Here is a 26,537-nt window from a genome sequence, read left to right as displayed (position 1 = left end):
CATGGGGAAGATCACCACCGCGTACCTGCTCACCTGCGCCGCGATCGGCGTCGCCTCGGGGATCGTGCTCGCGGTCGGATGGTGGGTGTCGCTGGGCCTGTTCGCCACGATCCCGTTCGCGAGCGTCGCGATCGCCGGACTCTGGGTCATGCCCGCCGTCATCGCCCTGCGCCTGCTCGGCCGACCGTTCGCGGGGCTTCTCGTCGGCGTCATCTCGGGTCTCGTCCTCGCCCCGTTCTGGACGATCTCCGCGGTCGCGACCACGGTGTTCTGGTCGCTGTTCCCCGAGCTGCCCTTCCTCGTGACCCTGTACCGCCGCTGGTCGACGTGGCTCCACTACGCCGGCGGCGCGGCCGTCGGCATCGCGTATCCGATCCTCGCCGCACAGTCGTTCGACCTGTGGTCGATGAGCCCTCCGCTCGTCGCGCTGTTCATCGCACTCTGCGCGGTCAGCTGCCTCGTGGGGACGTGGGCCGGCATCCTCCTCGCCGATCGGTTGCGCGCGGCGGGGGTGGCACGTCTGGCGCGGCGACGGGTTCCTCGGACCGCGTGAGATCGGGTCTCGTGCCGCGAGGAACTGCGGTGCTACTGTGAGGCAACTTTCCCGCAGGGCCGACGCTCCCGATGCCGCAGGCCGCACCCGATCGCGGGAGCGGCTCGCGTTTCTGAGGAGGCCCGCGTGACCACGACACCCGTCCACCTGACCCGGCAAGACGGCAAGGGATTGGCCTCAGGAACCCTCGGCCTGTGGGGTTCCACCGTGATCGGGCTCGCCTCGACGGCGCCGGTGTATTCGCTCGTCGCAACGCTCGGCTACGTCGTCCTCGCCGTCGGTGGGCAGGCGCCGATCGCATTCGTCATCGCGTTCATCCCGATGCTGCTCATCGCCTTCGCCTACCGCGAGCTCAACAACGCCGTCCCCGACTGCGGGACGGCGTTCACGTGGGCGACGAAGGCGTTCGGACCGTGGGTGGGGTGGATGGGCGGCTGGGGCGTCGCGATCGCCGGAATGATCGTGCTCGCCAACCTCGCTCAGGTCGGTTCGGTCTACTTCTGGGCTCTCCTCGGGCAGGAGTTCGAGGAGCAGAACGACTGGCGGATCATCCTGGTGGCCGTCGCCTTCATCGCGGCGATGACCTGGATCTCGTGGCGCGGCGTCGAGATCGGCGAGCGCATCCAGAACGTGCTGCTCGGCATCCAGTACCTCGCCCTCATCATCTTCGTGATCGCCGCCCTCACGCAGTTCTTCACGGGGGGCGCACCGGACGCGACGCCCTTCAGCTGGGAATGGCTCAACCCGTTCGCGTTCGGCGACTGGGGCGGGTTCGTCGAGGCGATCCTGCTCGCGATCTTCATCTACTGGGGCTGGGACACCTGCCTCGCCCTCAACGAGGAGACGAAGGACCCCAAGCGCATCCCGGGCTTGGCGGCGCTGCTGACCTGCGTGCTCCTGCTCGTCACCTACGTCTCGGTGACGATCGCCGCGATGATGTACGCGGGCCTCGGCGAGGAGGGTGGGGGGCTCGGCAATCCTGAGAACGCCGACGACTTCTTCCTCGGCATCCGCGACGGGCTGCTCGGGCCGTGGGGCTGGCTGCTCGTGGTCGCCGTGCTCATCTCGGCGGTGTCGTCGACGCAGACGACGATCCTCCCGACGGCGCGCGGAACCCTCGCGATGGGCGTCTACCGGGCGCTCCCCGCCAAGTTCAAGGACGTCCACCCCGATTACCGGACCCCGTCGTTCTCGACGCTCGTCATGGGCGTCGTGGCGATCGTCTACTACGTCGTCATGACGACCATCAGCGATGCGATCCTGCAGGACACGATCCTCTCGCTCGGCCTCGCGATCGCGTTCTACTACGCCCTCACCGGGTACGCGTGCGTCTGGTACTTCCGCGCGGACCTGTTCCGCTCCGCGCGCGACTTCTTCTTCAAGGGGCTCTTCCCGCTCATCGGCGCCCTCCTGCTCACCTACGCGTTCGTCCAGTCGGCGATCGACATGCTCGCTCCGGACTACAGCTACTACGGCACGCTGCTCGGCATCGGCTCGACGTTCGTCGTCGGCATCGGGGCGCTCGCGCTGGGCGTGGTCCTCATGGTCGTCTGGTTCTTCTTCCCCCGGGCCAAGCGCTTCTTCCGCGGCGAGAGCCTCAACCGCGACACCCCCGTCCTCGTCCCCGACGACACCAGCTCGCTCCCCCGTTCGATCGACGGCGGCATCTGACCGCCCGAAAGGAACCCTCCGCATGCGCATCCTCATCATCGGCGCGGGCGGTGTCGGCAGTGCTGCCGCCCGCATCCTCCGCCGCCGCGACTTCTTCGAGACCGTCGTCATCGCCGATTACGACCCGGCCCGCCCGCAGGCGCTCGTGGACGAGCTCGGCGACGAGCGTTTCGCCGCCGCGCAGGTGGATGCCTCGAAAGCCGAGTCCGTGGCATCCCTCATCCGCGAGCACTCCGCCACCCACGTGCTGAACGCCGTCGACCCCCGGTTCGTCATGCCGATCTTCGACGGCGCGTTCGCGGCCGGGGCGACGTACCTCGACATGGCCATGAGCCTGTCGCAGCGGCATCCGGACCGCCCTTATGAGGAGGTGGGCGTGAAGCTCGGCGACGCGCAGTTCGCGAAGGAGCAGGAGTGGACGGATGCCGGGCGCCTGGCGCTCGTCGGCATCGGCGTCGAGCCGGGCCTGTCGGACGTGTTCGCCCGCTACGCGGAGGACGAGCTGTTTGACGAGATCGACGAGCTGGGGGTCCGCGACGGCGCCAACCTCGTCGTCGCCGGCTACGACTTCGCGCCGTCGTTCTCGATCTGGACGACGATCGAGGAGTGCTTGAACCCGCCCGTGATCTACGAGGAGGGGAAGGGCTGGTACGTCACCGAGCCGTTCAGCGAGCCCGAAGTGTTCGACTTCCCCGAAGGCATCGGCCCGGTCGAGTGCGTCAACGTCGAGCACGAGGAGGTACTCCTCATGCCGCGGTGGACGAAGGCGAAGCGGGTCACGTTCAAGTACGGCCTCGGCGACGAATTCATCGAGGTGCTGCGGGTGCTCAACAAGCTCGGCCTCGACAGGACCGACCCGCTGACGGTGAAGGGCGTGCAGGTCTCGCCGCGCGACGTCGTCGCGGCGGCCCTCCCCGACCCCGCCACCATCGGCGACAAGATGAGCGGCAAGACCTGCGCGGGCGTCTGGGTGACGGGCACCGGCAAGGACGGCCAGCCGCGCTCGACGTACCTGTACCACGTGGCGGACAACGAGGAGACGATGCGGGAGGACAACTCGCAGGCCGTCGTCTGGCAGACCGCGATCAACCCCGTCATCGCGCTCGAGCTGCTCGCCCGCGGCATGTGGTCGGGCACGGGCGTGCTCGGCCCCGAGGCGTTCGACGCGAAGCCGTTCCTCGACCTGCTCGCCGCACCGAAGCCCGAGGGCTACGGCTCGCCGTGGGGCATGCGGGAGCAGCCGCATCCCGTTCCGTCCGAGGCCTGACGCGACCGAGGTCCCGATCGGGCCGGGAGACGTCGCTCCGGTCCGATCGGGACCTCGGGTCGCTCAGGTCAGCGCTTGCCGGCGATCCGGCGCGACACGATGTCGCGCATGATCTCGTTCGTGCCGCCGTAGATGCGGTGGACGCGAGCATCGAGGAAGGCCCGGGCGATCGGGTACTCCATGATGTAGCCGTAGCCGCCGTGCAGCTGGACGCAGGCGTCGAGCACCTCCCACTCGCGCTCGGTGGCCCAGAACTTGACCTGGGCGGCATCCTCTGCCGAGAGCTTGCCCTCGCCGTACAGCGCGATCGCGCGGTCGATGTAGGCCCACATGACGTCGACCGTCGTGACGAGGTCGGCCATCGCGAAGCGCGTGTTCTGGAAGTCGATGATCCGCTGGCCGAACGCCTCACGATCCTTCGTGTAGGCGATCGTCCATTCGACGCCGGCCTGCGCGGCGGCCGCGCCCGCGACACCGATCGACAGGCGCTCGAGGGGCAGATTCATCATCAGCTGGACGAAGCCCTTGCCCTCCTCACCGCCGATGAGGTTCGCGTCGGGGACGAAGACGTCGGTGAAGCTGAGTTCCGCGGTGTCGTGGCCGTGGAAGCCCATCTTGTGGAGCTTCTTGCCGTGATCGAAGCCCGCCATGTCGGCCTCGAGCAGCAGCAGCGAGAAGGCGTCGGGCCGGTTGCCCTCGCCCGTCTTCACGAACACGACGAAGATGTCGGCGGTGGCGCCCGACGAGATGAACGTCTTCGCGCCGTTGACGATGTAGCCGCCGTCGGTCTTCTTCGCGGTGGTCGAGATGCCGCGGAGGTCGGAGCCGGCACCCGGCTCGGTCATCGCGAGGGCGCCGATGACCTCACCGGTCGCCATGCGCGGCAGCCAGGTCTCCTTCTGCTCCTGGGTGCCCATGTGGACGAGGTACGGCACGGCAAGGTCGTCCTGGATGCCGAAGGCGCCGGCGAGCGAGCCCGCTCCAGCACGGATGATCTCCTCGTTCACGACCGTGCGAAAGCGGTAGTCCTGCAGCATGCCCGCGCCGCCGAACTCCTCGGGGACGCTCAAGCCGATGACGCCCGCCTCGCCCGCCGCGAGCATCGTCGCGCGGTCGATCTCGCCGGCGGCATCCCACTGTTCGCGCTTCTCGTTCGTGACGTACCGCTTGACGAACTCCTTGACGACGTCGCGGAACGCTTCGTGGTCCTCTTCGTAGATGTTCCGCTCCATGCGCGGCCCCCTTCATGTCAGCGCGACGCTGCGCTCGTGGGCGGCGTCGCCACTGTCCACTGTACGCGCGTGATGGGATTGAATGCCAGGGTGAGCGCGACTGAGTGCCGCGCCGTCAGTCGTAGTCGGGAGCGGGCTCGAGGCCGAAGAACTCCTCGAGCGTCCGGAACCCGCCGTCCGCATAGGCGGCGGCGAGTTCTCGACCGATGAAGCGCAGATGCCAGGGTTCGGCCGAATACCCGGTCGTGCCGGTGTGACCCTCTTCGTAGCGGACGATGAAGCCGTAGCGCCACGCGTTCTCGACGATCCAGTCCGACTGCGGCGTCCCGCCGAAGCCGTCGTGGTCGCCGCACCCGGCGTCGCACGCGACCACGTCGACGGCGAGTCCCGTCTGGTGCTCGCTGTGTCCCGGGCGGGCGCTGCGCAAGTCGGCCGCCTCTTTCCCGCGGTTCGCGACGTGGCGGTTGTACGTCTCGACCTGGTTGTCGTAGGGGCGGAACCCGCTGCTGACGCCGATCTTCCCGGCACCCGCCGCGGTGAGGTCGGTCGCGAGCTCGTCGAGCGCTGCGGCCGTCTGGTCGAGCAGCCATCCGCCCGCGACGATCCGCAGCTCCTTCGGTCTGGCTTGAGGCGTCGGCCAGTGGTCGATCGGGTTCAACGGATGCCGCTTGTTCGCGACCACCCAGACGCGCCCCGCCTCGTGCAGATCGATGCAGGGTGCCGAGCCGTCGGCGACGGCGGCGCGGAAGGGCTCGGCTCCTCCGAAGGCGGCGATCACGTCGCCGTCGGAGCCGGTCGCGAGCGCGGTGGTCACGGCATCCGTCTCGCAGATCGGCGTGGGCTCGTCGACGGGTTCGACCGTGGGTTCGGTGACGGGGGAAGCCGCCGAGGACGGCGCGACAGCTGCAGGATCGGATGCCGGTTCCGCGACGGCCTCGTCGGGTGCGAACGCACGCGACAGCACGATGACGAGAGTGACCACGACGGCCGTCGCGAGCGTCAGGAGGACGAGGGCCCGGCGCTGTCGTCGACGACGGAGCGCTCTTCGCCGGACGGCGCTCCTCGACTCGGACACCGGGCCAGTCTTCCAGGAGGTCGCCGGTATCCGTGGTGTTCGAGTCTCCCGCGTGTGTCGTTGACGCAGAATCGTACGCGTGTTCGAATGAGTGAATGCGATGGCAGGGACAGGACATCTCGACGGTCGACGACGCGGCCCTGCCCGGCCTCGAGTCGATGGGTGGCCTCGTCCGATCGGTCACCACCCCGGAGTTCGCTGGCATGACCTTCCACGAGGTGGTCGCGAAGTCGGCCCTGAACCATGTGCCGAGCGGGTCGGCGATGCCGTTCTCGTGGACGGTGAACCCGTATCGAGGTTGCCAACATGCATGTGCTTATTGCTTCGCTCGTCAGACGCACACGTATCTCGACCTCGACGCAGGTGCCGATTTCGATTCGCAGATCGTCGTCAAGGTGAACGTCGCGGAGGTGCTCGCGCGCGAACTCGCCAAGCCGTCGTGGCGACACGAACCCGTCGCCCTCGGGACCAACACCGATCCGTACCAGCGCGCAGAGGGGCGCTACAAACTGATGCCCGGTGTCATTGACGCCCTGACCTCGAGCGGCACACCGTTCTCGATCCTGACGAAGGGCACGCTGCTGCGCCGCGACCTGCCGCTGCTGACGGATGCCGCGACCCACGTCCCGATCCATATCGCCATGTCGATCGCGATCCCCCACGAACCGCTGCGCCAACTCCTCGAGCCGGGGGCTCCGTCGTTCCAGGCACGGCTCGACACCGTGAAGGCCGCGACGGACGCCGGATTCTCGGTGACCGTGTTCCTCATGCCGATCGTGCCGCACCTGACCGACGGGGTCGACGTGCTCGACGACGCGATCGCGCGGATCGCGGCATCCGGTGCGCGTCGGGTCGTGTTCGGCGCCCTGCACCTCCGGCCGGGCGCGAAGGAGTGGTTCTGGCAATGGCTCGAGCGGGAGTGTCCCGACCTCGTGCCGGCCTACCGCGGCCTGTACCCGGGCGCCGCCGTGTCGGCGCCGAACGGCTACCGCTCGTGGCTGTCGGCGCGCGTGCGCCCGCTGCTACGGCGCCACGGCCTGCACGGCCGACTCGAGGAAGAAGACGTCCCGCCGCGCGGGATGGGTCCGGTGCGGACCACGGGGCCGGTCATGAAGACCGCGACCCGGGAACAGGCATCCGCGATACTGTTCTGACTCACCCGTCGGGGATCAGGCGCTTGCCGAGAACCGAGGTCGCGTCGCGGGCGTAGCCGAGGGCGTCGTAGAACTCCGCGACGGCGTCGTTTCCCTCGCGGACCATGAGCATCACCTTCGGGCAGCCGAGCGCCTCGAGTCGGCGCTCCGCCTCGGCGACCAGCATCCTTCCGATGCCCTCGACACGGCGGTCCGGGTCGGTCGCGAGGTAGTACAGCCAACCCCGGTGGCCGTCGTAGCCGGCCATGACCGAGCCGACGACGCGATCGCTGTCGGCCGCGACGAGCAGGAGGTCGGGCCAGACCGCCCGCGCACGTGCGATGTCGCGGTGCGGATCGTTCCAGGGACGCGTCAGACCGACCGAGTGCCACAGCGACACGACCTGCTCGACGTCGGGATCACCGAGGGGGCGGATGACAACCGGCATCCGCCCACCCTAGTGAGAACCCTCAGGCGTCGACGTTCGCGGCCTGGCGACCCGTGATCTCCTCGAGCACGTCGTCGCCGGCGCGCGCCTCGTCGAAGGGCGCGTCGATCTCGGCGCGCTCGAGCATCTCGGTCATGCGCCGACGACGCTGACGCGTGATCAGCGTGACGACCGTGCCCGCGCGGCCCGCGCGACCGGTGCGGCCCGAGCGGTGCGTGTACGTCTTGTACTCGTCGGGAGCGTCGGCCTGGACGACCAGGTCGATGTCGTCGACGTGGATGCCGCGCGCCGCAACGTCGGTCGCGACGAGCACGTTCACCTTGCCGTCGGTCAGGCGCTGCAGGTTGCGGGTGCGCTTGGCCTGGTTGAGGTCGCCGTGGAGGGCGACGGCGGCGATCCCGGCATCCTCGAACTGCTCCACGAGCATCTCGGAGTACGCACGGGTCCGCGTGAAGACGAGCGTCTTGCCGTCGCGGTCGACGAGCGAGGTCAGGATCTCGGCCTTGTCGCGGTGGTCGATCACGAGCACGCGGTGGTCGATCGTGCTGGTCTCCTGCGTCTCGCCGGCGACCTCGTAGACGGCCGGGTCCACGAGGAACTCGTCGACGAGCGCAGCGACCTCACGGTCGAGCGTGGCCGAGAAGAGCAGCTTCTGCGCATCGTCCTGCACGAGGCGGAGGATCCGCTGCATCGGCTCGAGGAAGCCCAGCTCGCTCATGTGGTCGGCCTCGTCGAGCACGACGATCCCGACCTCGGACAGGTCGAGCTTGCCCTGCTTCTCGAGGTCTTCGATGCGGCCCGGGGTGCCGATGACGATGTCGACGCCCTTCTTGAGCGCGCCGACCTGACGGCCCTGTGGGACGCCGCCGTAGACCTGCGTCGTGAACAGGCCCACGCTCTGCGCGAGCTCCTGCACGGTGCGGTCGATCTGCAGGGCGAGCTCGCGCGTCGGCGCGAGGATCAGGGCCTGCGGCGAGCGACCCCACGCGCGGCGCTTGCCGGCCTGACCGCGCAGCACGCGCTCGACGAGCGGGGCGCCGAAGGCGATCGTCTTGCCCGAGCCGGTGCGGCCGCGGGCGAGGACGTCACGGCCCTCAAGGATCGGACGGACGGTGGCCGCCTGGATCGCGAACGGGCTCGTGGCGCCGAGGCCTTCGAGGGTGCGCACGATGTTCTGGCCGAGCCCGAGGTCGGCGAACGACGCCTGCTCGACGGATGCGGCATCCACTGCTTCGGCCTGCAGACGCTCATGCACGACGTCGACGTGCTCCTGGTGCGCCTTCGCCTTCTCGGCCGCGCGCCAGTCCGACCGGTTCGCGCGCTCGTCTCGACGGGGACGGTCATCGAACGAGCGGGCAGGACGGTCGTTCCGGTCGAAGCGGGGACGGTCGCCCCGGTCATCCCGACGCGGACGGTCGTCGAAGGAGCGGGCCGGACGGTCGTCGAACGAGCGAGTCGGACGGTCGTTCCGGTCGAACCGGGGACGGTCGCCCCGGTCATCCCGACGCGGACGGTCATCGAACGAACGCACCGGACGGTCGTTCCGGTCGAACCGGGGACGGTCGCCCCGGTCATCCCGACGCGGACGGTCGTCGAACGAACGGGCCGGACGGGCGTTCCGGTCGTAACTCCTCACATCCGCGCCCGAACGGCGCGGATCGGTCCCGCGGGCAGGGCGCCGCGCCGAATCTGAGGAGTTGCTGCTCGCGCTCCGGTCGAACCGGGGACGCTCGCCCCGGTCATCCCGACGCGGACGGTCATCGAACGACCGGGCCGGACGCTCGTTCCGGTCGAAGCGGGGACGGTCGCCCCGGTCATCGCGACGCGGACGGTCGTCGAAGCCGCGGTCGCCGCGGGCGTTCGAGCGGATGCCGCGGGCCTCGGCCCGGCCGGCGCGGTCCTGCTCGGTCCAGCGGCCCTTCGCGGGTGCCGATTCCTCGGCGGCGCGGAAGCCGCGGTGCTTGGGGCTCTTGCTGCCGGCGGTGCCGGCGGAGGCCTGACCCGGGCGACGCTTGGCGTCCTGGTACGAGGTCTTCTTGCCGTAGCGGGGTTCGAAGTTCTGCGCGCGGCCGCCGGCCGGCTTCTTGTTCTTGGGCATGCGTGTGCTTTCTCAGTTCTCGCACGAAACAGCGCCGTGCGCGCACGCACGGTGAGACCCGGACTTCCGTCGGCCGGGGGCCATTCCAGTTACTGGTTCCGAAACCGCGGATCGGGTTTCGAGATCGGCCCCGAGGACTACACAGGATGCCCGCGCACAGCGCGGTGTCCTCCGCCGACTGCTCCACGATACCCGCCTCACCTGTGAAGCGGCCGCGCGGATACGCTGGCCGCATGGCCGCCGACCCCACCGGAACCCGCTTCAGCCTCCACGCCGCCGACGTCTCCGCCGAGATCACCGAGGTCGGTGCCGCGCTCCGCGCGCTGCGCGTCGGCGGAGTCGACCTCGTCCCGGACTACCCCGACGACGTGCCGACACCCGCGGCATCCGGGATCGTCCTGGTGCCGTGGCCGAACCGCATCCGCGACGGCCGCTGGGAGGACGACGGCGAGCTCCGCCAGCTCGCGATCACCGAGCCGAAGTTCGGCAACGCGTCGCACGGGCTGCTGCGGTTCGCGCCCTACCGAGCCGAGGAGCAGACGGATGCCGCCCTCACCCTGCGCGCGGACGTGTTCCCGCAGTCCGGGTATCCGTACCACCTCGAGAACCGGGTGACCTACGCGCTCGAGGAGCCCGGCCTGCACGTCACCCACGCGATCACGAACGTCGGAGCCGGCGACGCGCCCGTCGCGGTCGGAACCCATCCCTACTTCCGCGTCTCGGACGTCGACACGGCCGACCTGTCGCTGCAGCTCGAGGCGCGGACGTGGTTCCGCCTCGACGAGCAGAACATCCCCATCGCCGAGGAGCCGGTCGACGCGGCGCACGACCTGAGCTCACCGCGCCGCGTCGGTGACCTGTCGCTCGACGTCGCGTTCGCCGGGCTCCCCCGCCGGGGCGGTCGCATCGAGGCTCACCTCGTCGCACCCGATTCCCGGCGCCTGACGGTGTGGGCGGGCGAAGGGTTCGAGTACGTGCAGGTGTTCACGACCGATCGGTTCCCCGGGCACGACCTCGCGGTCGCGATCGAGCCGATGACGGCGCCGGCCGACGCATTCAACTCCGGGCGGAGCCTGCGCCGACTCGCGCCCGGCGAGACGTGGACGCTCGAGTGGGGCGTCGACCTCACCAAGGCCGACTGACCCTCACTCCTCGCGCCGCGGCTCCTCCGCGCCTGAGTCTTCGGCGACAGGCTCCTCGACGACGGCGGGCTCGTCCACCGGGATCTCGATGTCCGGAGCCTCCTCGATGACGAGCGCCGTGTCGACGGCCGCAGCACCCGTGACGGCGACGGATGCCGCATCCCGCCGCGCGCGCCGCGTCAGCGGAGCCTGGCTTCCCGTCGACGCGCCGGCGACAGCCGGTACGACGTCGCCCCGCCTGGCGGCACGACGCTCCTTGGCACCCTCGACGAGGTTGTAGAGGGCGGGGAGGACCAGCAGCGTCAGGATGGTCGACGACACGAGACCTCCGATGACGACGATCGCGAGCGGCTGCGAGATGAAACCGCCGTGCCCCGTGATCCCGAGCGCCATCGGCGTGAGGGCGAAGATCGTCGCCAGGGCCGTCATGAGGATGGGCCGCAGACGGCGAGCGCCACCGGCGAGCACAGCCTCGGGGGTCGGCAGACCCTTCTCGCGGTACTGGTTGACGAGGTCGATGAGGACGATCGCGTTCGTCACGACGATGCCGACGAGCATCAGCACGCCGATGAGAGACGCGACACCCAGGGGCACACCCGAGACGATCTGCAGCAGGATCGCGCCGGTCGCCGCGAAGGGCACCGAGATCAGCAGCAGGATCGGCTGACGCAGCGACTTGAAGGTCGCGACCATCACGATGTAGACGATCAGGATGGCGGCGAGGATCGCGAGACCCAGCTGCGCGAAGGCATCCTGCTGCTGCGTCACGACGCCGCCGACCTCCGCGTCCGCTCCCTGCGGGAGGTCGGCGCCTGCGAGCGCCGCGGTCACGGCGGCGCCCGCCGCGTTCAGGTCGTCGCTCGCGGGGGTGACGGTGACGGTCGCCGTACGCTGGCCGCGCTCACTCGTGATGGACGAGGGCCCCTCGGACTGCTCGACCGTCGCGACCTCGTCGAGGCGGATGAGTCCCGACGCGCTCGCGATCTCTAGTCCGCGGAGCTTCTCGATGGTGTCGGGGATCTCGGCGGCCTTGAGGTAGACGGTCAGCGTCGAGTCGTCGATCTCGACGGTGCCGATCTGGCGCGGCTGCATCGTGTTCGCGACGAGACCGCCGACCGCGACCTCCGACAGTCCCAGCTTCGCAGCCTCGTCGCGGTCGACGGCGACCGAGACGAAGGGGAGGGATGCCGACAGGTTTGAGTCGACCTGGTCGACGCCGTCGGCGTCCTTCAGGGCCGCGACGACCTTGTCGGTGGCGTCGCGGAGGACACCGGCATCGGGCGCCGTGATGTCGACCTCGACGTCGGTCGACCCGAAGCCGCCCTGGGCGGCTGCGACGGTGATCTCACCGGCATCCTCCACATCGGCGACGGCCTTCTGCACGTCGGTGCGGATCTGCTCCTGGTCGGCGTCGGGGTCGGTCGTGATCGAGTAGGTGATGCCCGTTCCGCCGCCCGAGAAGGCGTCGCGGAGCGCGGAACCGGTGGAGCCGATCGAGGTCTGCACGGTGTCGACGCCGTCCACGTCGAGGAGGACCTCTTCGACGCGCTTCGCCGCGGCGTCCTGCGCGTCGAGGCTCGCGGTCGCGCCGATGTCCTGGCGGACGGTGAAGGTGTTCTGACCCGAGTCGCCCAGGAAGTTGACCTTCATGAGCGGCACCGCCAGGATCGTTCCCCCCAGCACGAGGACGGCGAGGAGGATCGTGACGACCGAGTGCCGAAGCGTCCAGCGGAGCACAGGGAGGTACGACTTCTGCAGGCGGGTCGGCGGGGCGGCGGGGTTTTCGGGGTCGATGGCCCGGCCCGCGGCATCCAGAACCGGCTTGCCCGGCCGCAGGAACCAGTACGCCAGCACGGGCACGATCGTCAGCGCGACGAAGAGCGAGGCGAGCATCGCGATCGTCACGGTCAGCGCGAACGGACGGAACAGCTCGCCCGTGAGGTCGCCGACGAAGGCGATGGGCAGGAAGACGGCGACGGTCGTGAGGGTGGATGCCGTGATCGCCGACGCCACCTCCCGGACCGCCAGGCGGATCGAGGCCAGCTTGTCGGCGTCGCCGACGTAGTGCCGCTTGATGTTCTCGATGACGACGATGGAGTCGTCGACGACGCGTCCGATCGCGATCGTCAGCGCGCCGAGCGTCAGGATGTTGAGCGAGTAGCCGAACGCCTGGATGCCGATGAACGTGATGAGCACGCTCGTCGGGATCGAGATGGCGGTGACGAGCGTCGAGCGCACCGACAGCAGGAAGATGAGGATGACGACGACGGCGAACGCGAGGCCGAGCAGTCCCTCCTGGGCGAGCGCCTCGATCGACTGCTCGATGTACGGCGCCTGGTCGAAGACCACCGTGACGGTCGCGCCGTTGCCGAGGTCGTCCGTGATCGTGGACAGCGAGTCGCGGACGAGGTGCGAGACGTCGACGGTGTTGGCTGCGGGAAGCTTCGTGATCGACACGGTGAGCGCCGGCGTGCCGTCGACGCGCGAGATCGACGTCACGGGGTCTGTGTCGAGGACGACCTTCGCGACGTCGCCGATCGTGACATCTCCCGCGGCGATCTGGTCGGCGTCGGTCGGGACGAGCGGGAGATCCGAGATGCCGTCGACGGAGTCGAGCTTCGTTCCCGTCTGCACCGTGAGGGTCTGGTCGCCCTCCGAGACGGTGCCGCCGGGGAAGAGCTTGCCGTTCTGGTCGAGGGCGTCGGTGAGCGCCGTCTGGGTGTAGCCGGCCTGTGCGAGCTTCTCCTGATCGGGGGTGATCGTGACGCGCGAGGTGCGACCACCGACGATCTGTGCGGCGGCGACGCCGTCGAGGTCCTCGATGTCGGGGATCACAGCGTTCTCGAGTCGGTCCTGCACGGCGGTCTCGTCGCTGTAGCCGGTCACGGCGATCGAGATGACCGGCAGGTCGTCGGTCGAGAAGGCGAGAACGTTGGTGTCGAGGTCGTCGGGCAGTGAGTCGAGGCGGTTGATGGCCTGGAGGATCTTCTGCTCCGCCGTCGCGAGGTCGGTGCCGTAGGCGAAGGATGCCTGGACGATCGACGCGTTCGTCGTGCTCGTCGACGTCGTCGACTCGAGGTCGGGAACGGCCTGGATGGCCTGTTCGATCGGAGTCGACACGTCGTTGTTCACGACGTCGGGAGAGGCTCCCGGGTAGGTCGTCAGGATCGACAGCTGCGGCAGCTGGATCGGCGGGATCAGCTCCTGCTTGAGGCTCGTGAGCGCGAGGCCTCCGAAGATCGCCGCGACGATCGTGATGAGGGCGATGAGCGCACGGTTCTTGAGGCTCAGGACGGCGAGGTGAGACAACGGGGGCCTGTTTCCACGATGCAGGGGGCGGTGCGGGGACGCGCGCCAGTATTTCACGCGCGTCAGCCCCCGAGGCTGGGAACCGGCGTCAGGCGAGGATGAGCGTTCGGATGGCGGATTCGGGCGACACCGTGGTGTCGAGGATCAGGCCTCGCCGATACCGGTCGAAGACCCTCGGGTCGATGTACGAACTCCTCGCGACCGTGGGGGTGTTGCCGAGTGCTTCGGCGGTGACCTTCACCGCCAGCACCTCGGCACGTTTGAGGTCGCTCTTCTTCGTCGCCGGGCCGATCTGAGCGAGCGCCTCCGCTGCAGTGATGGTGCCACGGAGAGTGCGGAAGTCCTTGGCCGTGAAGGTTCCGCCGGTCATCGACCGGACGTAGAGGTTCACGTCCCGCGGGCTGAGCGCGACGCGACGACGCCCGCGCAGGTAGGCCAGGAGGGGCGAACTGGGGCGCCCTCCGACGAGCAGCTCGACCGCTGCGGCCAGATCCACGTCGTCGACTTCCATCTCCTGCCGCTGACCGCTCTTGCCGGGGAACCGCAGCGCGACAACGGTGCCGTCGACGACCGCGTCGCGACGGAGCAGCGTCGTGAGTCCGCGGCTGCCGTGCTTGACGAGGTACCGCTCCGCGCCCACGCGCGGGGCGGCGAGGTCGAGGAGCCGGAAGGCCGCGGCGAGGACGCGCTCCTGGTCGATGTCCTCCCGGCGAAGCGATGTGGTGACCCGCCCGCGGGCCCGTGGCAGGGCCTCGGCGAGCTGCAGCGCTCGGGCGTACTTGCCTTTGTCGCGGCCGGCGGTCCACTGCGGGTGGTACCGGTACTGCACCCGCCCCGCCTCATCGACGCCGGTCGCCTGGACATGGCCGTTCGCGTCGGCGCAGATCCACACGTCCTGCCATGCCGGCGGCAGCACGAGGGCGCGCACGCGGTCGGCCTCCGCCTTCGGGAGCGGTGCACCGTCGGCATCCACGTAGCGGAAGCCGGTGCCGGAACGCAGCCGGCGGTATCCCAGATCGACGCCCGGCCGGACGCGCTTGAGTCGTGGCACGTCAGTGCGATCGGAGCATGTCGATGAGCTCCGCCTTGCGGGCGCGCGAGTACCCGCTGAGCCCGAGCTCCTTCGCCCTCGCGCGGAGGTCGGCCACGGTCCAGTCCTCGTAGTCGCCGGCCTGGCCACCGCGCTTGCCGACCGCCTTCCGACCGTCGCGCGCGGCAGCGTTGGAGATGCGCGCGGCCTTCTCCTTCGACGCTCCGTCGGCGCGAAGCTCCTCGTACAGTTCGGGGTCTTTCAGGCTGTTCGAGCCGCGTCCTGCCGGCATGGTGCGTCCGCCTCACGTGTCGATCACGGACAAGGATCGCCCGCGTGCGGCCACGTTATGTCACCGCATGGCCGACCTGTCAAGGCCTGTCGTCACCTGAGAGAACGCTGATAGCAATGACTGGACGCACACCCGCGTCACCCCCGCTCCGGCGGACAACGGAGACAATCAGAGGGAGCCTCCAATGAACCTCGCACTCATCATCATCATCGTGATCGCCATCGTGCTGGCGATCGTGGGCGGCATCACGGAAGGCCTCCAGTTCCTGCTGTGGGTCGCCATCATCGTCGGTGTCATCGCTCTGATCGCCTTCTTGCTGCGAGTACTGCGCAAGAACACATGATCGTCTGACGCGCTCCCCCAGGCGTGTCAGCGGCGCTCTCCCCCAAGAGCGCACGAGGCCCCCTCCCGTCCACGGTCGAGGGGGCCTCATCATGTGCGGCATCCGGTCACCCGCCGACGTGGTGGCGGAGCACCTTTCTGACGACAGCGATGCGGTCGCGCCGCCATAGTCTCGACACTCGAGATATATCGTGTTACCCTCTGTCCAACGCGATATATCTTGATTCGCGCTGACCCGCAGGAGACAACAATGACTCTCGAGAAGTGGCTCGTGCAGCCCGGGGAGACCCGCGTCATCGACCTCGACGGCATCCGTCGACTCAAAGTGGGACTCGTCGGCGGACAGATCGACGTCGTCGCCCACGATGAGCCCGGCGTCCGCATCGAAGTGCACTCCGTGACCCAGAAGGAACTGCGCATCGAGGCTCAGAACGGCGCGATCGAGATCGACCATGCGCAGCTGCGGTGGGACAACTTCCTGACCTCGTTCCGCAACTTCGGGAGCGGCGGTCCGCAGGCCGAGATCAGCATCGCCGTTCCCCGCGACATCGCCCTGACACTCGGCGTCGTCAGCGCGAGCGCGCTCGTCGCAGGCCTCACCGCCGACGCGAAGCTCAACACCGTCTCGGGCGACATCATCGTGGACGGGCTCACGGGCGATGTGACGGCGAACTCCGTCTCGGGCGACGTGCAGATGCGCGGACTCACCGGCACCCTGAACGCCAACGCCGTGTCGGGGGCCATCACCGCCGCGGGCACGATCCGCACCGCCTTCGCCGACACGGTCAGCGGCGCCGTCCTCATCGACTCGAGCGGGCCGACGCAGAACGTGTCGTTCAACACCGTCAGCGGCGCGGCCACACTGCGCCTCGACGAGTCGGTGGCGGCGAAGTACACCCTCCGCACCGTGAGCGGAAAGCTCAACGTCGACGGGATCGACCGCTCGCAGAGCGGGATCGGCTCGAACTACTCGGGCACGGTCGGCGAACTCAGCGGCTCGTTCGCCGAGGTCCGCGCCAACACCGTCTCGGGCGACGTCACCGTCGTCCGGCGCACCAGCGCTGCCATCGCCGACGAGGCTCCGATCCGCGAGGAGATCTGACATGCCCCCCGTCTTCTCCCACGGCGATCTGCGCATCTACCTGCTGAGCCTCCTCGACGAGGCACCCCGCCACGGCTACGACCTCATGCAGGCGCTGTCGGACCGCACCGGCGGCACCTACACGCCGAGTGCCGGCACCATCTACCCGCGCCTGTCCAAGCTCGAAGAAGAAGGACTCGTCACCAAGACCGTCGACGGGCGCAAGACCGTCTACGAGATCACGGATGCCGGTCGTGCCGAAGTGTCGTCGCGCTCGGGTGACCTCGCCGGGATCGAGGCCGGGCTCGCCGACAGCGTCCGACTCATCGCCGACGAAGTGCGCGCGGGCGTCCGAGAGGCGATGCGGAGCCTGCAGGCCGACCTCGCCGCGGCCTCCCAGCCCTCCGCACGTCCGTCGCCGTCCCCGACACCCGACCCGCGCGCATCCGCTCGCGAGCAGGTGCGGCGGGCCGACGAGCTGCTGGCGGAGTTCCGAGCCGAGCTCCGTGCGGACCTTCGCAGCCACGTCGCGCGGGGCGGCGACCTGGCGGCATCCGTCATCGACGACCTGAAGGGCGCGCTCGACGAGGCGGCCGAGGCCGTGCGACGCGCGACGCGGGGCTGATCAGCCGTCGGGCCAGAGCTCCTCGGGCCAGCTCTGCTTCTCACGCCACGGATCCTCGTCGTCGCGCGCCGGTTCGCCGATGGGCACGACGAGGATCGGTCGCGGTTGCCGGTGGGCCAGGCGCGCGGCGACGGACCCGGTGAAGAACTCGCGGATCGATTCGCCGATGCCGCGCTTGCGGGTTCCCACGACGATCAGCCTCGCGTCGGTGCGCTCGGCCAGATCCTTCATCGCGAGCGCGGGATCCCCCGCGAGCATCTCGAGCTGCCAGGCGATGTCCACTCCGTCCAGCGCACGCGTCGCCTCGTCGCGGAGTTGCGTCTCGAGCGCCTCACTGGGGATCGCGTCGAGGTTGATCGGCGCGGTGTGCACGTAACCGTCGGGATCCTCGTAGGACACGAACCGCGTCACGTCGACATGAGCGACGAGGAGCGCCGCACCGTGCATCCGGGCGTACTGCGCCGCTTCTCGAAGCACACGGGACGACTGACCGGGCACGATCCCGGCGATCACCGGACGGTGAGGACGACGGACCGTGGGCTGCGACTCGGCATCGGGCATGGCGGATCACCTTTCCTGGATCCCCGCCCGCGAGGGCGGCGGGAACGCTCCGTGGTACCCTGAATGCTACTCTTCCCGGCCTCTGCCGGACTGTGACTGCGTCGGGCTGCCGGACCAAGCCCGCACTCGTGAAATGAGGGGGTTACGCATGGGGCGTGGCCGTCAAAAGGCGAAGAACACCAAGATCGCCCGTGAGCTGAAGTACGACACCTACAGCTTGAACATCAACGCGCTCGAGCGTGAGCTCGGCGCGCCCGGTGACGAGCAGTACGAGGACAAGTGGGCCGATCAGTACGCCGACGAGGATGACGAGGACGACGAGTCCGAATCTCCGTCGCCGTCGCTCGAGAAGGCCTGACCTCCTCCTTCACGCTCACCACGATCCGTGGCGCTGTTCCCATTCCTGCTCGACCGTCTTCCGTCGTGCGATCACGACGCCGGCGGGAAGTGCCAGGAGCGAGATCCCGATGAGGATCACGAGCGGCGCCGTCCATGAGTCGGTGGCATCGTGCAGGATGCCGACCCCGATCGGCATGAACATCGTCACGCCGTAACCGACGCTCTGAGCGAATGCGCTGAGGGCGGCCGTCGCGTCGTGCGTCCGCGTGCGGAGTCCGACCGAGGTCAGCACGAGCGGGAACAGCAGCGGGAGCGTTCCGAGGAGCGCCACCCAGAGCCAGGGAGCGGATGCCGGGGCCACGAGCAGCCCGCCCGCTCCGAGCACACCCGACGCCGAGGCCACGACGAACAGCGGTAGTACGACACCGCGGCGCGCGACGAGCGCGGGCACCACGAGCGACGCCGGCAGCCCGATGAGGGCGAACAGCGAGAGCAGGACCCCGGCGACCTGGGGCGTGACACCCGCTGTGTCGACGAGGATCTTCGGCAGCCAGGCGAACGACGTGTAGGCGACGGCGCTCGAGGCGAAGAACGTGATGGCGAGCGCCCACGCGGTGGGCAGCCGCCACATCCGCCCGAAGACGCGGGTGCTGGGAGCTTCGAGGTCCACGTCGGCCGCGGCGGCGCGGCGGGAACGGACGGCGAGCACGATCCAGGGGATCAGTCCCGCCACCGCGAACACCGCCCACACTCCGAGCGACGTACGCCAGCCGGCGGCGTCGGCGATGGGCACCGCTATCAGCGGGGGCAGGAACGTCGAGACGGCCATGGTCGTCGTGTAGACGGTCGTGAGCAGGCCGATGCGCTCGGCGAAATACTTCTTCACCAGCGCCGGGACGAGGACGTTGCCGACACCGACACCCGCGAAGATCAGCGCGGACCCGAACAGCAGGCCGTACGCATCGAGGGCGGCGGCGCGGGCGACGAGTCCGAGCCCCACGGCACCGAGGGCGACGAGGGTCGTGCGCTCGAGGCCGAACCGGCGTTCGAAGCCGGCGGCGAGCAGACCGAACACCGCGAAGCACAGCGGCGGCACCGTGCCGATGAGTCCCAGCACGGCAGCAGGGAGATCGAAGTCCTCGCCGATCGCATCGAACAGCGGCGACAGCGACGCGACCGCCGATCGCAGTGAGAACGCGAGGAGGACGATGCCGACGACGGCGAGGATCCGGCCCCGTCGCACGGCGAGGGGGTCAGGTGTCGTCACCGATTCAGCCTAGGCCGCTCAGGACTCCTGGGTCCCCTCGACCCAGGCGAGGTACTCGTCGCTGACCGTGCCGGTGACGTACCGACCGTCGAAGCAGCTCATGTCGAGATCCTCGACGTCGGGAGCGCCCTCGAGGATCGCCGCCTTCAGATCGTCGATCTCCTGGTAGACGAGATAGTCGCAGCCGAGCTCCTCAGCGATCTCGGGGATCGTCCGGTTGTACGCGACGAGCTCGTGACGCGACGGCATGTTGATGCCGTAGACGTGTGGGAAGCGGATGGGGGGCGCGGCCGACGCGAACGTCACCGAGGTGGCCCCGGCATCCCGGGCCATCTGGATGATCTCGCGCGACGTGGTCCCGCGGACGATCGAGTCGTCGATGAGCAGGACGTTCTTGCCCTTGAACTCGGTCGACATCGCGTTGAGCTTCTGGCGCACGCTCTTCTTGCGGATCGCCTGGCCCGGCATGATGAACGTCCGGCCGATGTAGCGGTTCTTGTAGAAGCCCTCGCGGTACTCGATGCCGAGCTTGCGGGCGACCTGCATCGCGGCGGGACGCGAGGAGTCCGGGATCGGCATGACGACGTCGATCGAGCCCTCGGGGGTGTACTTCGCGATCGTGTCGGCGAGACGCTCGCCCATCCGCAGACGGGCCTCGTAGACCGAGATGCCGTTCATGACCGAGTCGGGACGCGCGAGGTAGACGTACTCGAACGAGCACGGCACGAGCTTCGGGCTCGGCGCGACCTGCTGTGTGAAGAGGTTGCCCTCGAGGTCGATGAACACGGCCTCGCCCGGCTCGACGTCGCGGACGACCTCGAAGCCGCCGTTCTCGAGGACGAGCGACTCCGACGCGACGGTCCACTCGTACCGGCCGTTCTCGGCCTTGCGGGTGCCGAGGATCAGGGGACGGATGCCGAAGGGATCACGGAAGGCGAGGAGTCCGTACCCGGCGATCAAGGCGATCGCGGCGTACGAGCCCTCGACGCGCTGGTGGACGCGGGTGACGGCCTCGAAGATCTGCTCGTGATCGAGCTCGAGTCCTGAGATGACCGCCTGCAGTTCGTTCGCGAGCACATTGACGAGCAGCTCGGTGTCGGAGCTCGTGTTGAGGTGGCGGCGATCGGTGCGGAAGAGCTCCTCGGTCAGCTCGCGCGTGTTCGTCAGGTTGCCGTTGTGGACGAGGACGATGCCGTACGGGGCGTTGACGTAGAACGGCTGAGCCTCCTCTTCGTTCGAGGCGGTGCCCTTCGTGGCGTAGCGGACGTGGCCGAGGCCGATCGTGCCGAGGAGCGAGCGCATGTCGCGGGTACGGAACGCCTCGCGCACCATGCCGCGGTTCTTCGCGATGTGGAAGATGCCGCTCGACTCGGCCGTCGCGATGCCGGTCGAGTCCTGACCGCGGTGCTGCAGCAGCAGCAGGGCGTCGTAGACCTCTTGGTTGGCGGGCCCCTGAGCGACGACGCCGACGATTCCGCACATAGGTGTAGCTCAGTCCGTTTCTGCGTAGGAGCCGACGAGGCGGACCGCGCCGCCGTCGACGCCCTTCGCGCCCTGCTCGTAGTCACCGGCCGGCAGCGCCGCATCCGACACCGTCCCGACCTGCCAGGTGTGGATGCCCTCGGCCGAGAGGGTGGATGCCGCGGCCTCGGCGGTCTCGGGCGAGACGACCGCGAGGAAGCCGATGCCGAGGTTCCAGGTGCCCTCGGTCTGCTCGAGCGACAGCCCGCCGATGTCGGCGAGCACGCGGAACACGGGCGGTGGCGACCACGTGGAGCGGTCGACGTCGACCCAGGTGCCCACGGGCAGCACGCGCGCGAGGTTCGCCGCGATGCCGCCGCCGGTGACGTGGCTCAGGGAGTGGACCGCGCCCGGGTGCGCGTCGATCGCGCGCAGCAGCGGCGACGTGTAGAGGCGGGTGGGCTCGAGGAGCTCCTCGCCCCACGTGCGGCCGAAGTCCGCGGCGTTGTCGCCGTAGCCGATGCCCGCGTTCGCGATGATGTGCCGGATGAGCGAGTAGCCGTTGGAGTGCGGACCGCTCGAGGCGAGCGCCAGGACGACGTCACCCGACCGCACGCGGTCGGCGCCGAGGACGGCATTCGCTTCGACGACACCCGTCGCCGCGCCCGCGACGTCGTAATCGTTGATGCCGAGGAGCCCGGGGTGCTCGGCGGTCTCGCCGCCCACGAGTGCGGTCCCCGTGGCCGAGCAGCCGTCGGCGATGCCGCGCACGATGTCGGCGATGCGCTCGGGGAAGACCTTGCCCGTCGCGATGTAGTCCGTCATGAAGAGGGGCTTCGCACCCACCACGACGATGTCGTCGACGACCATGCCGACCAGGTCCTGGCCGATCGTGTCGTGCTTGTCGATCGCCTGCGCGATGGCGACCTTCGTGCCGACGCCGTCGGTCGAGGTCGCGAGCAGCGGCTTGGTGTAGCCGAGCAGGGCGGATGCGTCGAAGAGTCCGGCGAAGCCGCCCACGCCGCCGAGGACCTCAGGGCCCTGGGTGCGACGGACGGCCGATTTCATCAACTCGACGGCGAGGTCCCCCGCCGCGGTGTCGACGCCGGCAGCGGAATAGGGATCGGTGGGAGTCGAGGCCACCCGCACAGCCTACCGGCCACCGGACCGGGCGATCCGCCATCGTCGCCACGGGACGCCGACCACAGGGGCGCCATAGGATGTCGCCATGAGTGGGGCTGAGCGGCCCGAGTGGGTCGTACGGGAGGACGCGAGCACGACGGTGCTCGTCGCGCTGTACGTGCGCCAGGCGCTCGGCATCCGTGCTCCCGAGGAGCTTCCCCACCTGCGGGGTGCCCCCGCCGCGCAGCCCGTCGACGATGACGCCGCCGCCGTCCTGCAGCGGCAGTGGTTGGCGTACTGGGCGATGGCGGTCGAGCCGCAAGCGCACCCCTCTCCTGTCCCGCTCGATCTGGTCGACGGTTTCGAGACCCTCGCCGTCCTGCCCGTCGAGGGGTTCGACGAGCTGCGGGCGGCCATGGCGCCGCTGGCGGCCGACGCCGTCGCCTACGCGAACTGGGCGAGCGACCGCTACGCCGCGCAGGCCCGGTCGGGCTCGGCCAGCAGCTACCGCGCCTACGCGAGCGCGATCGCCGAACACGAGCGGCGCGTCGGACGTCGAGCGCATTCATTCGAGCTCAACGTGCAGGTGCTCCCGCTGACGCAGCGGGGTGTGTGGTGGATCGGCTCGCTCACGATCGCGGTCACCGACGGACTGCGCGGTGACGTGGCGGCGTTCGACCCGGCGATTCAGCCGATCATCGCCGAACTCGCCTGATCAGTCGGACTCTTCGACGCGTTCCCGCTCGATGCGCACGGTGGTGCTCCGCCGCCCCAGTACGCGGTCGAAGATGAGGGCGACGAGCCCGCCGAGCGCTACGCCCGCCGGGACGCAGCCGAGCAGCAGGAAGCCGAAGACCTGGCTCTGCGAGTAGGTCGCGCCCGTGCTCTCACTGATCTGACCGTCACCGAACGCGTAGGTCAGGATGAGCGCGACGACGATGCCGAGCGCCGCGCCCGCTGCGAAGAACGCGGCGAACCGAGGAGTGCGCCGCAGCTGCGCGGACTCGACGTTCGTTTCGGAATGCTCGGCCATGAGTCCATTGTCCACCCCCGCCTCACGGACGCGGGTCGTCGACCATCTCCGGCTGGGCCGCGCGAGCGCTGTTGCGCTTGCGCCGCTGCACCGATCCGACCGCCAGAAGCGTCGCGAGGAGCGCCGCGACCCCCACGACGATGACGGGAACCAGGATGCCGGTGCCCCCGGCATCCGCTTCGCCATCGACCGGCACTGCGGCGGGCTCGGCGGTGGTGCACGTCGCGATGACGGTCAGGTCGAGCGTGCCGGCCGCGCCTGACCACAGGACCTCGCGGCCCTCGGCGGTCGGCTCGGTCGTCGCGGCGACGCCGTCGAGGTTGACGGTGTCCCCCGCCTCGGAGACCGCGGCGGCTCGCAGATCGATCGTCGCCAACGGAGCCTGTGGCATCTGGTCGGCGCCTTCGGGTTGCACGTCGAAGAGGAGCGATCCCGTCTCGCCGTCGAGGACGAGGGTCGGCGCCGAGAGGGTCGTCTTCACGCCTGCCGTATTCATGTAGACGAGCGAGCCGTCGAAGCTCGCGCTGCCGGCCGGGGCGACCGGCTCGAGCACGCCCTTGCCCTCCTCGAAGGTGAGGGTGCTGTCATCGGCGGTGACGGAACCGCTCGCCTGCACATCGGAGGCACCGGCAGCCCACACGACCTTCGCCTCGGACACGGTGCACGTGCGAGGTGCGGCCTGCGCGGGGAGCGCGGTGGCGGGGAGGAGGGCCGCCGCCAGGGCGATCACGAGGATCGTCGAACGCGCGTTCACCCCGAGGTGTCGTGCCTGCATGCGGTTCCTCTCCGCAGGCGATCGTACCGGCGGGCGGGAGCACGCACGCCAGAGGCGGTCGGCGGTGGTCAGCGACCCAACGGCGCGAGGCTCGGGTGCTCCGCGACGGCGTCGGGGCCGTAGGTCATGAGCACGGTGATGACCGCCGCTGCCGGAACACCCGGCCCGTGCAGCATGAGCGGCTCCGCCGAGTCGAACTGGCACACGAGTGACCATTGCTGAACCTCGGGATACACGGCCGTCATGGCGCCGTAGTCGAAACTCAACCACTGTCCGTTGGCCAGACAGATCAGTCTCTGGTTCGACACGATTAGTCGCACGGTCTGGTGCTCGCGCCACTGCACGGCGGCGGCGGCCTCCGCTGCAGAGCGTCGAGCAGCATTTCCAGCCGCCGTGACCGCGAGGCCAGCCGCGACGAACAGCGGGTGGCCGAAGAAGAACCCGCCGGACTGGGAATAGGAGACGTTCTGACCGTAGAAGCGCGCATACGTCGCCGTCGTGTCGAGGAAGAAGGCTTCGTTCGGACGAGGAACGACGTCCCACACCCGGATCTGTGGCGGCACCTGGTGGGCGGCCAGCGTCGCTCGCAGCTGGGCGGTCGCCTCCCAGGCGCGTCCGAAGTGCTCCTGTTGGGCACGGTCTGCAAGCTCGGCTCGGTTGTATCGGCCGGTCGCATGACGCCGATCGCGTCTCCACTCGGCCAACGCCCTCACTGCGCCGACGATGACGAACACGAGAGCGATGAAGGGAAGCAGGAATGCGAGACCCACCACGAGGAGCATGGTGAGAGATGCACCCGCATCCGCGGGGTCGTCCGAATCGACCGTCGAGCTGATCGCCGCAGCCCACGAGATGAACACGACGTAGGCGAGCACGCCGAGGATCAGCGGCACCGCCCAACGCAGATGCCTGCGCACGCGACCGGAACGACCCTTCCCCTCGAGCTTTGCCACGGCGTCAGTCTCCCATCCCGCGGCGAGATGGCCGTGGAGTTCCCCACAGCGTGATCACGGGCGGAGCGGGAGGAGCCCGTCGAGGTTGGCCCGCACGCCCGACGCACGGACGGTGCCGGCCGTGACGGCGTCGGCCCAGGCGGCCTGTCCGGTGGCGAGCGCGATCCAGGTCGCGGCATCCGTCTCGATCACGTTCGGCGGGGTGCCGCGCGTGTGACGCGGACCCTCGACCACCTGCACGGCGCCGAAGGGCGGGACGCGGACCTCGACGGAGTTGCCGGGCGCCTTCTCGACGAGCAGCTGCAGCAGATAGCGGACGGCGGTGGCGAGGTCGGTGCGCGCCCCGCCGCCGGCGGCGACGGCGGCGAGCGCGTCGCGCCCGTCTCCGGTGCTGATCGTGCGGGCCATGGATGCCACCGTAACGCGCGCGCGGCGATCGGTAGTCTGGCGGGGTGAAGATCCTGGTCCTCGGCTCGGGCGCGCGCGAGCACGCCATCATCCTCGCTCTGGTCGCCGAAGGCGCCGGGCACGAGATCTTCGCGGCCCCCGGCAACGCCGGCATCGCCGCCGACGCGACCCTCGTCGCGGACCTCGACCAGAACGACCCCGCCGCCGTCACCGCCTTCGCGAACGAGCAGCACATCGACCTCGTCGTGATCGGCCCCGAAGCGCCGTTGGTCGCGGGCGTCGCCGATGCGCTGCGCGAGCGCGGCATCCCCGTCTTCGGACCGGGCAAGGCCGCGGCGCAGATGGAGGGGTCGAAGGCGTTCGCGAAGCGGATCATGGATGCCGCGGGCGTCCCGACCGGCCGCGCGGCGCGCGCGCAGACCCGCGACGAGGTCGCCGCCGCGATCGACGAGTTCGGCACGCCCTACGTCGTGAAGGCCGACGGGCTCGCGGCCGGCAAGGGCGTCATTGTCACGTCCGACCGCGAGGCAGCCCTCGCCCATGCCGCCACCTACCTGCCGAGCGGCCCCGTGCTGGTCGAGGAGTTCCTCGCCGGCCCCGAGGTCTCGCTCTTCTTCTTGAGCGACGGCGACACCGTCCGCGCGCTCAGCCCCGCCCAGGACTTCAAGCGCGCGCTCGACGGCGACGAGGGGCCCAACACGGGCGGCATGGGCGCGTACTCGCCCCTCCCCTGGCTCGCGGATCGCTTCGGCAGCGAAGAGGCGTTCGTCGCGCAGGTCACCGCCGAGGTCGCGGAGCCTGTCATCCGACAGCTGGATGCCGAGGGCACCCCGTTCATCGGACTGCTCTATGCCGGGCTGATCCTGACCGACGCGGGCGTGAAGGTCATCGAGTTCAACGCGCGCTTCGGCGACCCCGAGACCCAGGTCGTCCTCCCCCGGTTGACGAGCCCGCTGTCACGACTGCTGCTCGCCGCTGCGAGCGGCACGCTCGAGTCCGAGCCCGCACCGGAGTTCTCCGCCGAGGCGGCCGTCACCGTCGTCCTGGCCAGCGAGGGATACCCCGAGCAGCCGCTCACGGGTCGCCCCCTCACGGGAACGGATGCCGCGGCATCCGTCGACGGCGTCCACCTCGCCCACGCGGCGACGAAGAACGGCGACGGCGGACTCGTCGCGACCGGTGGCCGCGTGCTGAACGTCGTGGCCCTCGGCACGGACCTCGCCGACGCCCGCGGCCGGGCGTACGCCGCCCTCGAGCAGATCTCGCTCGAGGGGGCGCACTACCGCCGCGACATCGCGCTCAGCGCGTCGGAGTGACCTT

At 69.6% G+C, this 26,537-nt stretch carries 26 protein-coding genes; 11 read left to right on the top strand and 15 right to left on the bottom strand.

Going from position 1 to position 26,537, the window contains the following annotated elements; all coding sequences use genetic code 11:
- The first annotated feature begins 1 nt into the window (after position 1).
- From ABCU91_RS03515 to ABCU91_RS03505, 3 genes are all read left to right on the top strand, one after another.
- Positions 2-553, top strand: a complete 552-nt coding sequence (locus ABCU91_RS03515) for an ECF transporter S component (RefSeq protein ID WP_406922936.1) — start codon at positions 2-4, stop codon at positions 551-553.
- Positions 554-679: 126 nt separating this feature from the next.
- Positions 680-2,224: an APC family permease gene (locus tag ABCU91_RS03510; RefSeq protein WP_406922937.1), complete on the top strand. Its 1,545-nt coding sequence runs from the start codon at positions 680-682 to the stop codon at positions 2,222-2,224.
- Between the two features lie 22 nt (positions 2,225-2,246).
- On the top strand, positions 2,247-3,491 hold the full coding sequence (locus ABCU91_RS03505) for a saccharopine dehydrogenase family protein (protein WP_413354812.1): 1,245 nt from the start codon (positions 2,247-2,249) through the stop codon (positions 3,489-3,491).
- 68 nt (positions 3,492-3,559) lie between these two features.
- Here the strand turns inward: ABCU91_RS03505 and ABCU91_RS03500 are convergent, their stop codons facing one another.
- A complete protein-coding gene (locus ABCU91_RS03500; RefSeq protein ID WP_406922939.1) occupies positions 3,560-4,723 on the bottom strand; it encodes an acyl-CoA dehydrogenase family protein in 1,164 nt (387 codons plus the stop codon).
- A gap of 115 nt (positions 4,724-4,838) precedes the next feature.
- The gene (locus ABCU91_RS03495) at positions 4,839-5,798 is read right to left on the bottom strand and encodes a M15 family metallopeptidase (protein ID WP_413354811.1); all 960 of its coding nucleotides are present in this window, start codon (positions 5,796-5,798) and stop codon (positions 4,839-4,841) included.
- A 95-nt stretch (positions 5,799-5,893) separates the two neighbouring features.
- Between ABCU91_RS03495 and ABCU91_RS03490 the strand changes: the two genes are divergently transcribed.
- Positions 5,894-6,952 carry an Rv2578c family radical SAM protein gene (locus tag ABCU91_RS03490; RefSeq protein WP_413354810.1) on the top strand — a complete coding sequence of 353 codons (1,059 nt, stop codon included), beginning with the start codon at positions 5,894-5,896 and terminating at the stop codon, positions 6,950-6,952.
- A gap of 1 nt (position 6,953) precedes the next feature.
- Here ABCU91_RS03490 and ABCU91_RS03485 read toward each other — a convergent pair whose 3' ends face one another.
- Together ABCU91_RS03485 and ABCU91_RS03480 are read right to left on the bottom strand one after the other, a co-directional pair.
- Positions 6,954-7,379 carry a GNAT family acetyltransferase gene (locus tag ABCU91_RS03485; protein WP_406922942.1) on the bottom strand — a complete coding sequence of 142 codons (426 nt, stop codon included), beginning with the start codon at positions 7,377-7,379 and terminating at the stop codon, positions 6,954-6,956.
- Between the two features lie 22 nt (positions 7,380-7,401).
- Positions 7,402-9,477 carry a DEAD/DEAH box helicase gene (locus ABCU91_RS03480; protein WP_413354809.1) on the bottom strand — a complete coding sequence of 692 codons (2,076 nt, stop codon included), beginning with the start codon at positions 9,475-9,477 and terminating at the stop codon, positions 7,402-7,404.
- Between the two features lie 233 nt (positions 9,478-9,710).
- Between ABCU91_RS03480 and ABCU91_RS03475 the strand changes: the two genes are divergently transcribed.
- Positions 9,711-10,619: an aldose 1-epimerase family protein gene (locus ABCU91_RS03475; RefSeq protein ID WP_413354808.1), complete on the top strand. Its 909-nt coding sequence runs from the start codon at positions 9,711-9,713 to the stop codon at positions 10,617-10,619.
- A gap of 3 nt (positions 10,620-10,622) precedes the next feature.
- Here the strand turns inward: ABCU91_RS03475 and ABCU91_RS03470 are convergent, their stop codons facing one another.
- The 3 genes from ABCU91_RS03470 to ABCU91_RS03460 form a co-directional block, all read right to left on the bottom strand.
- A complete protein-coding gene (locus ABCU91_RS03470; protein WP_413354807.1) occupies positions 10,623-13,928 on the bottom strand; it encodes an efflux RND transporter permease subunit in 3,306 nt (1,101 codons plus the stop codon).
- An 88-nt stretch (positions 13,929-14,016) separates the two neighbouring features.
- Positions 14,017-14,979, bottom strand: coding sequence for a DNA topoisomerase IB (locus ABCU91_RS03465; protein ID WP_406922946.1), 963 nt, complete (start codon positions 14,977-14,979; stop codon positions 14,017-14,019).
- Position 14,980: 1 nt separating this feature from the next.
- Positions 14,981-15,250: a Rho termination factor N-terminal domain-containing protein gene (locus ABCU91_RS03460; protein WP_413354806.1), complete on the bottom strand. Its 270-nt coding sequence runs from the start codon at positions 15,248-15,250 to the stop codon at positions 14,981-14,983.
- Positions 15,251-15,434: 184 nt separating this feature from the next.
- On the opposite strand from ABCU91_RS03460, the gene ABCU91_RS03455 reads away from it, so the two are divergent.
- From ABCU91_RS03455 to ABCU91_RS03445, 3 genes are all read left to right on the top strand, one after another.
- Positions 15,435-15,593 (top strand): hypothetical protein, encoded by a 159-nt coding sequence (locus ABCU91_RS03455; RefSeq protein WP_164499361.1) that lies wholly within the window; start codon positions 15,435-15,437, stop codon positions 15,591-15,593.
- Between the two features lie 249 nt (positions 15,594-15,842).
- Positions 15,843-16,694, top strand: coding sequence for a DUF4097 family beta strand repeat-containing protein (locus ABCU91_RS03450; RefSeq protein ID WP_413354805.1), 852 nt, complete (start codon positions 15,843-15,845; stop codon positions 16,692-16,694).
- A 1-nt stretch (position 16,695) separates the two neighbouring features.
- A complete protein-coding gene (locus tag ABCU91_RS03445; RefSeq protein ID WP_406922949.1) occupies positions 16,696-17,298 on the top strand; it encodes a helix-turn-helix transcriptional regulator in 603 nt (200 codons plus the stop codon).
- On the opposite strand, the gene ABCU91_RS03440 is transcribed toward ABCU91_RS03445, so the two are convergent.
- Positions 17,299-17,859, bottom strand: coding sequence for a universal stress protein (locus tag ABCU91_RS03440; protein WP_413354804.1), 561 nt, complete (start codon positions 17,857-17,859; stop codon positions 17,299-17,301). It abuts the gene before it with no gap.
- 148 nt (positions 17,860-18,007) lie between these two features.
- On the opposite strand from ABCU91_RS03440, the gene ABCU91_RS03435 reads away from it, so the two are divergent.
- Positions 18,008-18,217: a DUF3073 family protein gene (locus ABCU91_RS03435; protein ID WP_091358414.1), complete on the top strand. Its 210-nt coding sequence runs from the start codon at positions 18,008-18,010 to the stop codon at positions 18,215-18,217.
- Positions 18,218-18,232: 15 nt separating this feature from the next.
- On the opposite strand, the gene ABCU91_RS03430 is transcribed toward ABCU91_RS03435, so the two are convergent.
- The 3 genes from ABCU91_RS03430 to purM are packed head-to-tail and all read right to left on the bottom strand — an operon-like array spanning position 18,233 to position 22,075.
- Positions 18,233-19,465, bottom strand: coding sequence for an MFS transporter (locus ABCU91_RS03430; protein WP_413354803.1), 1,233 nt, complete (start codon positions 19,463-19,465; stop codon positions 18,233-18,235).
- An 18-nt stretch (positions 19,466-19,483) separates the two neighbouring features.
- Positions 19,484-20,947 carry an amidophosphoribosyltransferase gene (purF, locus tag ABCU91_RS03425; protein ID WP_413354802.1) on the bottom strand — a complete coding sequence of 488 codons (1,464 nt, stop codon included), beginning with the start codon at positions 20,945-20,947 and terminating at the stop codon, positions 19,484-19,486.
- A 9-nt stretch (positions 20,948-20,956) separates the two neighbouring features.
- Positions 20,957-22,075, bottom strand: a complete 1,119-nt coding sequence (purM, locus tag ABCU91_RS03420; protein ID WP_413354801.1) for a phosphoribosylformylglycinamidine cyclo-ligase — start codon at positions 22,073-22,075, stop codon at positions 20,957-20,959.
- A 79-nt stretch (positions 22,076-22,154) separates the two neighbouring features.
- On the opposite strand from purM, the gene ABCU91_RS03415 reads away from it, so the two are divergent.
- Positions 22,155-22,763 carry a zinc-binding alcohol dehydrogenase gene (locus tag ABCU91_RS03415; protein WP_413354800.1) on the top strand — a complete coding sequence of 203 codons (609 nt, stop codon included), beginning with the start codon at positions 22,155-22,157 and terminating at the stop codon, positions 22,761-22,763.
- On the opposite strand, the gene ABCU91_RS03410 is transcribed toward ABCU91_RS03415, so the two are convergent.
- The 4 genes from ABCU91_RS03410 to ABCU91_RS03395 form a co-directional block, all read right to left on the bottom strand.
- On the bottom strand, positions 22,764-23,081 hold the full coding sequence (locus ABCU91_RS03410) for a potassium transporter Trk (RefSeq protein ID WP_091358394.1): 318 nt from the start codon (positions 23,079-23,081) through the stop codon (positions 22,764-22,766).
- Positions 23,082-23,103: 22 nt separating this feature from the next.
- A complete protein-coding gene (locus ABCU91_RS03405; protein ID WP_413354799.1) occupies positions 23,104-23,856 on the bottom strand; it encodes an HtaA domain-containing protein in 753 nt (250 codons plus the stop codon).
- Between the two features lie 68 nt (positions 23,857-23,924).
- Positions 23,925-24,809 carry a hypothetical protein gene (locus tag ABCU91_RS03400; protein ID WP_413354798.1) on the bottom strand — a complete coding sequence of 295 codons (885 nt, stop codon included), beginning with the start codon at positions 24,807-24,809 and terminating at the stop codon, positions 23,925-23,927.
- A 54-nt stretch (positions 24,810-24,863) separates the two neighbouring features.
- Positions 24,864-25,217, bottom strand: coding sequence for a sterol carrier family protein (locus tag ABCU91_RS03395; RefSeq protein ID WP_413354797.1), 354 nt, complete (start codon positions 25,215-25,217; stop codon positions 24,864-24,866).
- A gap of 44 nt (positions 25,218-25,261) precedes the next feature.
- Between ABCU91_RS03395 and purD the strand changes: the two genes are divergently transcribed.
- On the top strand, positions 25,262-26,533 hold the full coding sequence (purD, locus tag ABCU91_RS03390) for a phosphoribosylamine--glycine ligase (RefSeq protein WP_413354796.1): 1,272 nt from the start codon (positions 25,262-25,264) through the stop codon (positions 26,531-26,533).
- The last annotated feature ends 4 nt before the right edge of the window (positions 26,534-26,537 follow it).

The organism is Microbacterium phoenicis, assembly GCF_047302325.1.
Taxonomy (GTDB): Bacteria; Actinomycetota; Actinomycetes; order Actinomycetales; family Microbacteriaceae; genus Microbacterium.
The sequence above is the reverse complement of the archived record's forward strand: the minus strand, read 5'-3'. Positions and strand labels throughout refer to the sequence as shown.

Coding starts and splice junctions, on each gene's coding strand:
- ABCU91_RS03515 (WP_406922936.1), top strand. CDS start 2: ATGGGGAAGATCACCACCGCGTACCTGCTCACCTGCGCCGCGATCGGC.
- ABCU91_RS03505 (WP_413354812.1), top strand. CDS start 2,247: ATGCGCATCCTCATCATCGGCGCGGGCGGTGTCGGCAGTGCTGCCGCC.
- ABCU91_RS03500 (WP_406922939.1), bottom strand. CDS start 4,723: ATGGAGCGGAACATCTACGAAGAGGACCACGAAGCGTTCCGCGACGTC.
- ABCU91_RS03490 (WP_413354810.1), top strand. CDS start 5,894: ATGCGATGGCAGGGACAGGACATCTCGACGGTCGACGACGCGGCCCTG.
- ABCU91_RS03485 (WP_406922942.1), bottom strand. CDS start 7,379: ATGCCGGTTGTCATCCGCCCCCTCGGTGATCCCGACGTCGAGCAGGTC.
- ABCU91_RS03480 (WP_413354809.1), bottom strand. CDS start 9,477: ATGCCCAAGAACAAGAAGCCGGCCGGCGGCCGCGCGCAGAACTTCGAA.
- ABCU91_RS03475 (WP_413354808.1), top strand. CDS start 9,711: ATGGCCGCCGACCCCACCGGAACCCGCTTCAGCCTCCACGCCGCCGAC.
- ABCU91_RS03460 (WP_413354806.1), bottom strand. CDS start 15,250: ATGCCGGCAGGACGCGGCTCGAACAGCCTGAAAGACCCCGAACTGTAC.
- ABCU91_RS03455 (WP_164499361.1), top strand. CDS start 15,435: ATGAACCTCGCACTCATCATCATCATCGTGATCGCCATCGTGCTGGCG.
- ABCU91_RS03450 (WP_413354805.1), top strand. CDS start 15,843: ATGACTCTCGAGAAGTGGCTCGTGCAGCCCGGGGAGACCCGCGTCATC.
- ABCU91_RS03445 (WP_406922949.1), top strand. CDS start 16,696: ATGCCCCCCGTCTTCTCCCACGGCGATCTGCGCATCTACCTGCTGAGC.
- ABCU91_RS03440 (WP_413354804.1), bottom strand. CDS start 17,859: ATGCCCGATGCCGAGTCGCAGCCCACGGTCCGTCGTCCTCACCGTCCG.
- ABCU91_RS03435 (WP_091358414.1), top strand. CDS start 18,008: ATGGGGCGTGGCCGTCAAAAGGCGAAGAACACCAAGATCGCCCGTGAG.
- purF (WP_413354802.1), bottom strand. CDS start 20,947: ATGTGCGGAATCGTCGGCGTCGTCGCTCAGGGGCCCGCCAACCAAGAG.
- ABCU91_RS03415 (WP_413354800.1), top strand. CDS start 22,155: ATGAGTGGGGCTGAGCGGCCCGAGTGGGTCGTACGGGAGGACGCGAGC.
- ABCU91_RS03410 (WP_091358394.1), bottom strand. CDS start 23,081: ATGGCCGAGCATTCCGAAACGAACGTCGAGTCCGCGCAGCTGCGGCGC.
- ABCU91_RS03405 (WP_413354799.1), bottom strand. CDS start 23,856: ATGCAGGCACGACACCTCGGGGTGAACGCGCGTTCGACGATCCTCGTG.
- ABCU91_RS03395 (WP_413354797.1), bottom strand. CDS start 25,217: ATGGCCCGCACGATCAGCACCGGAGACGGGCGCGACGCGCTCGCCGCC.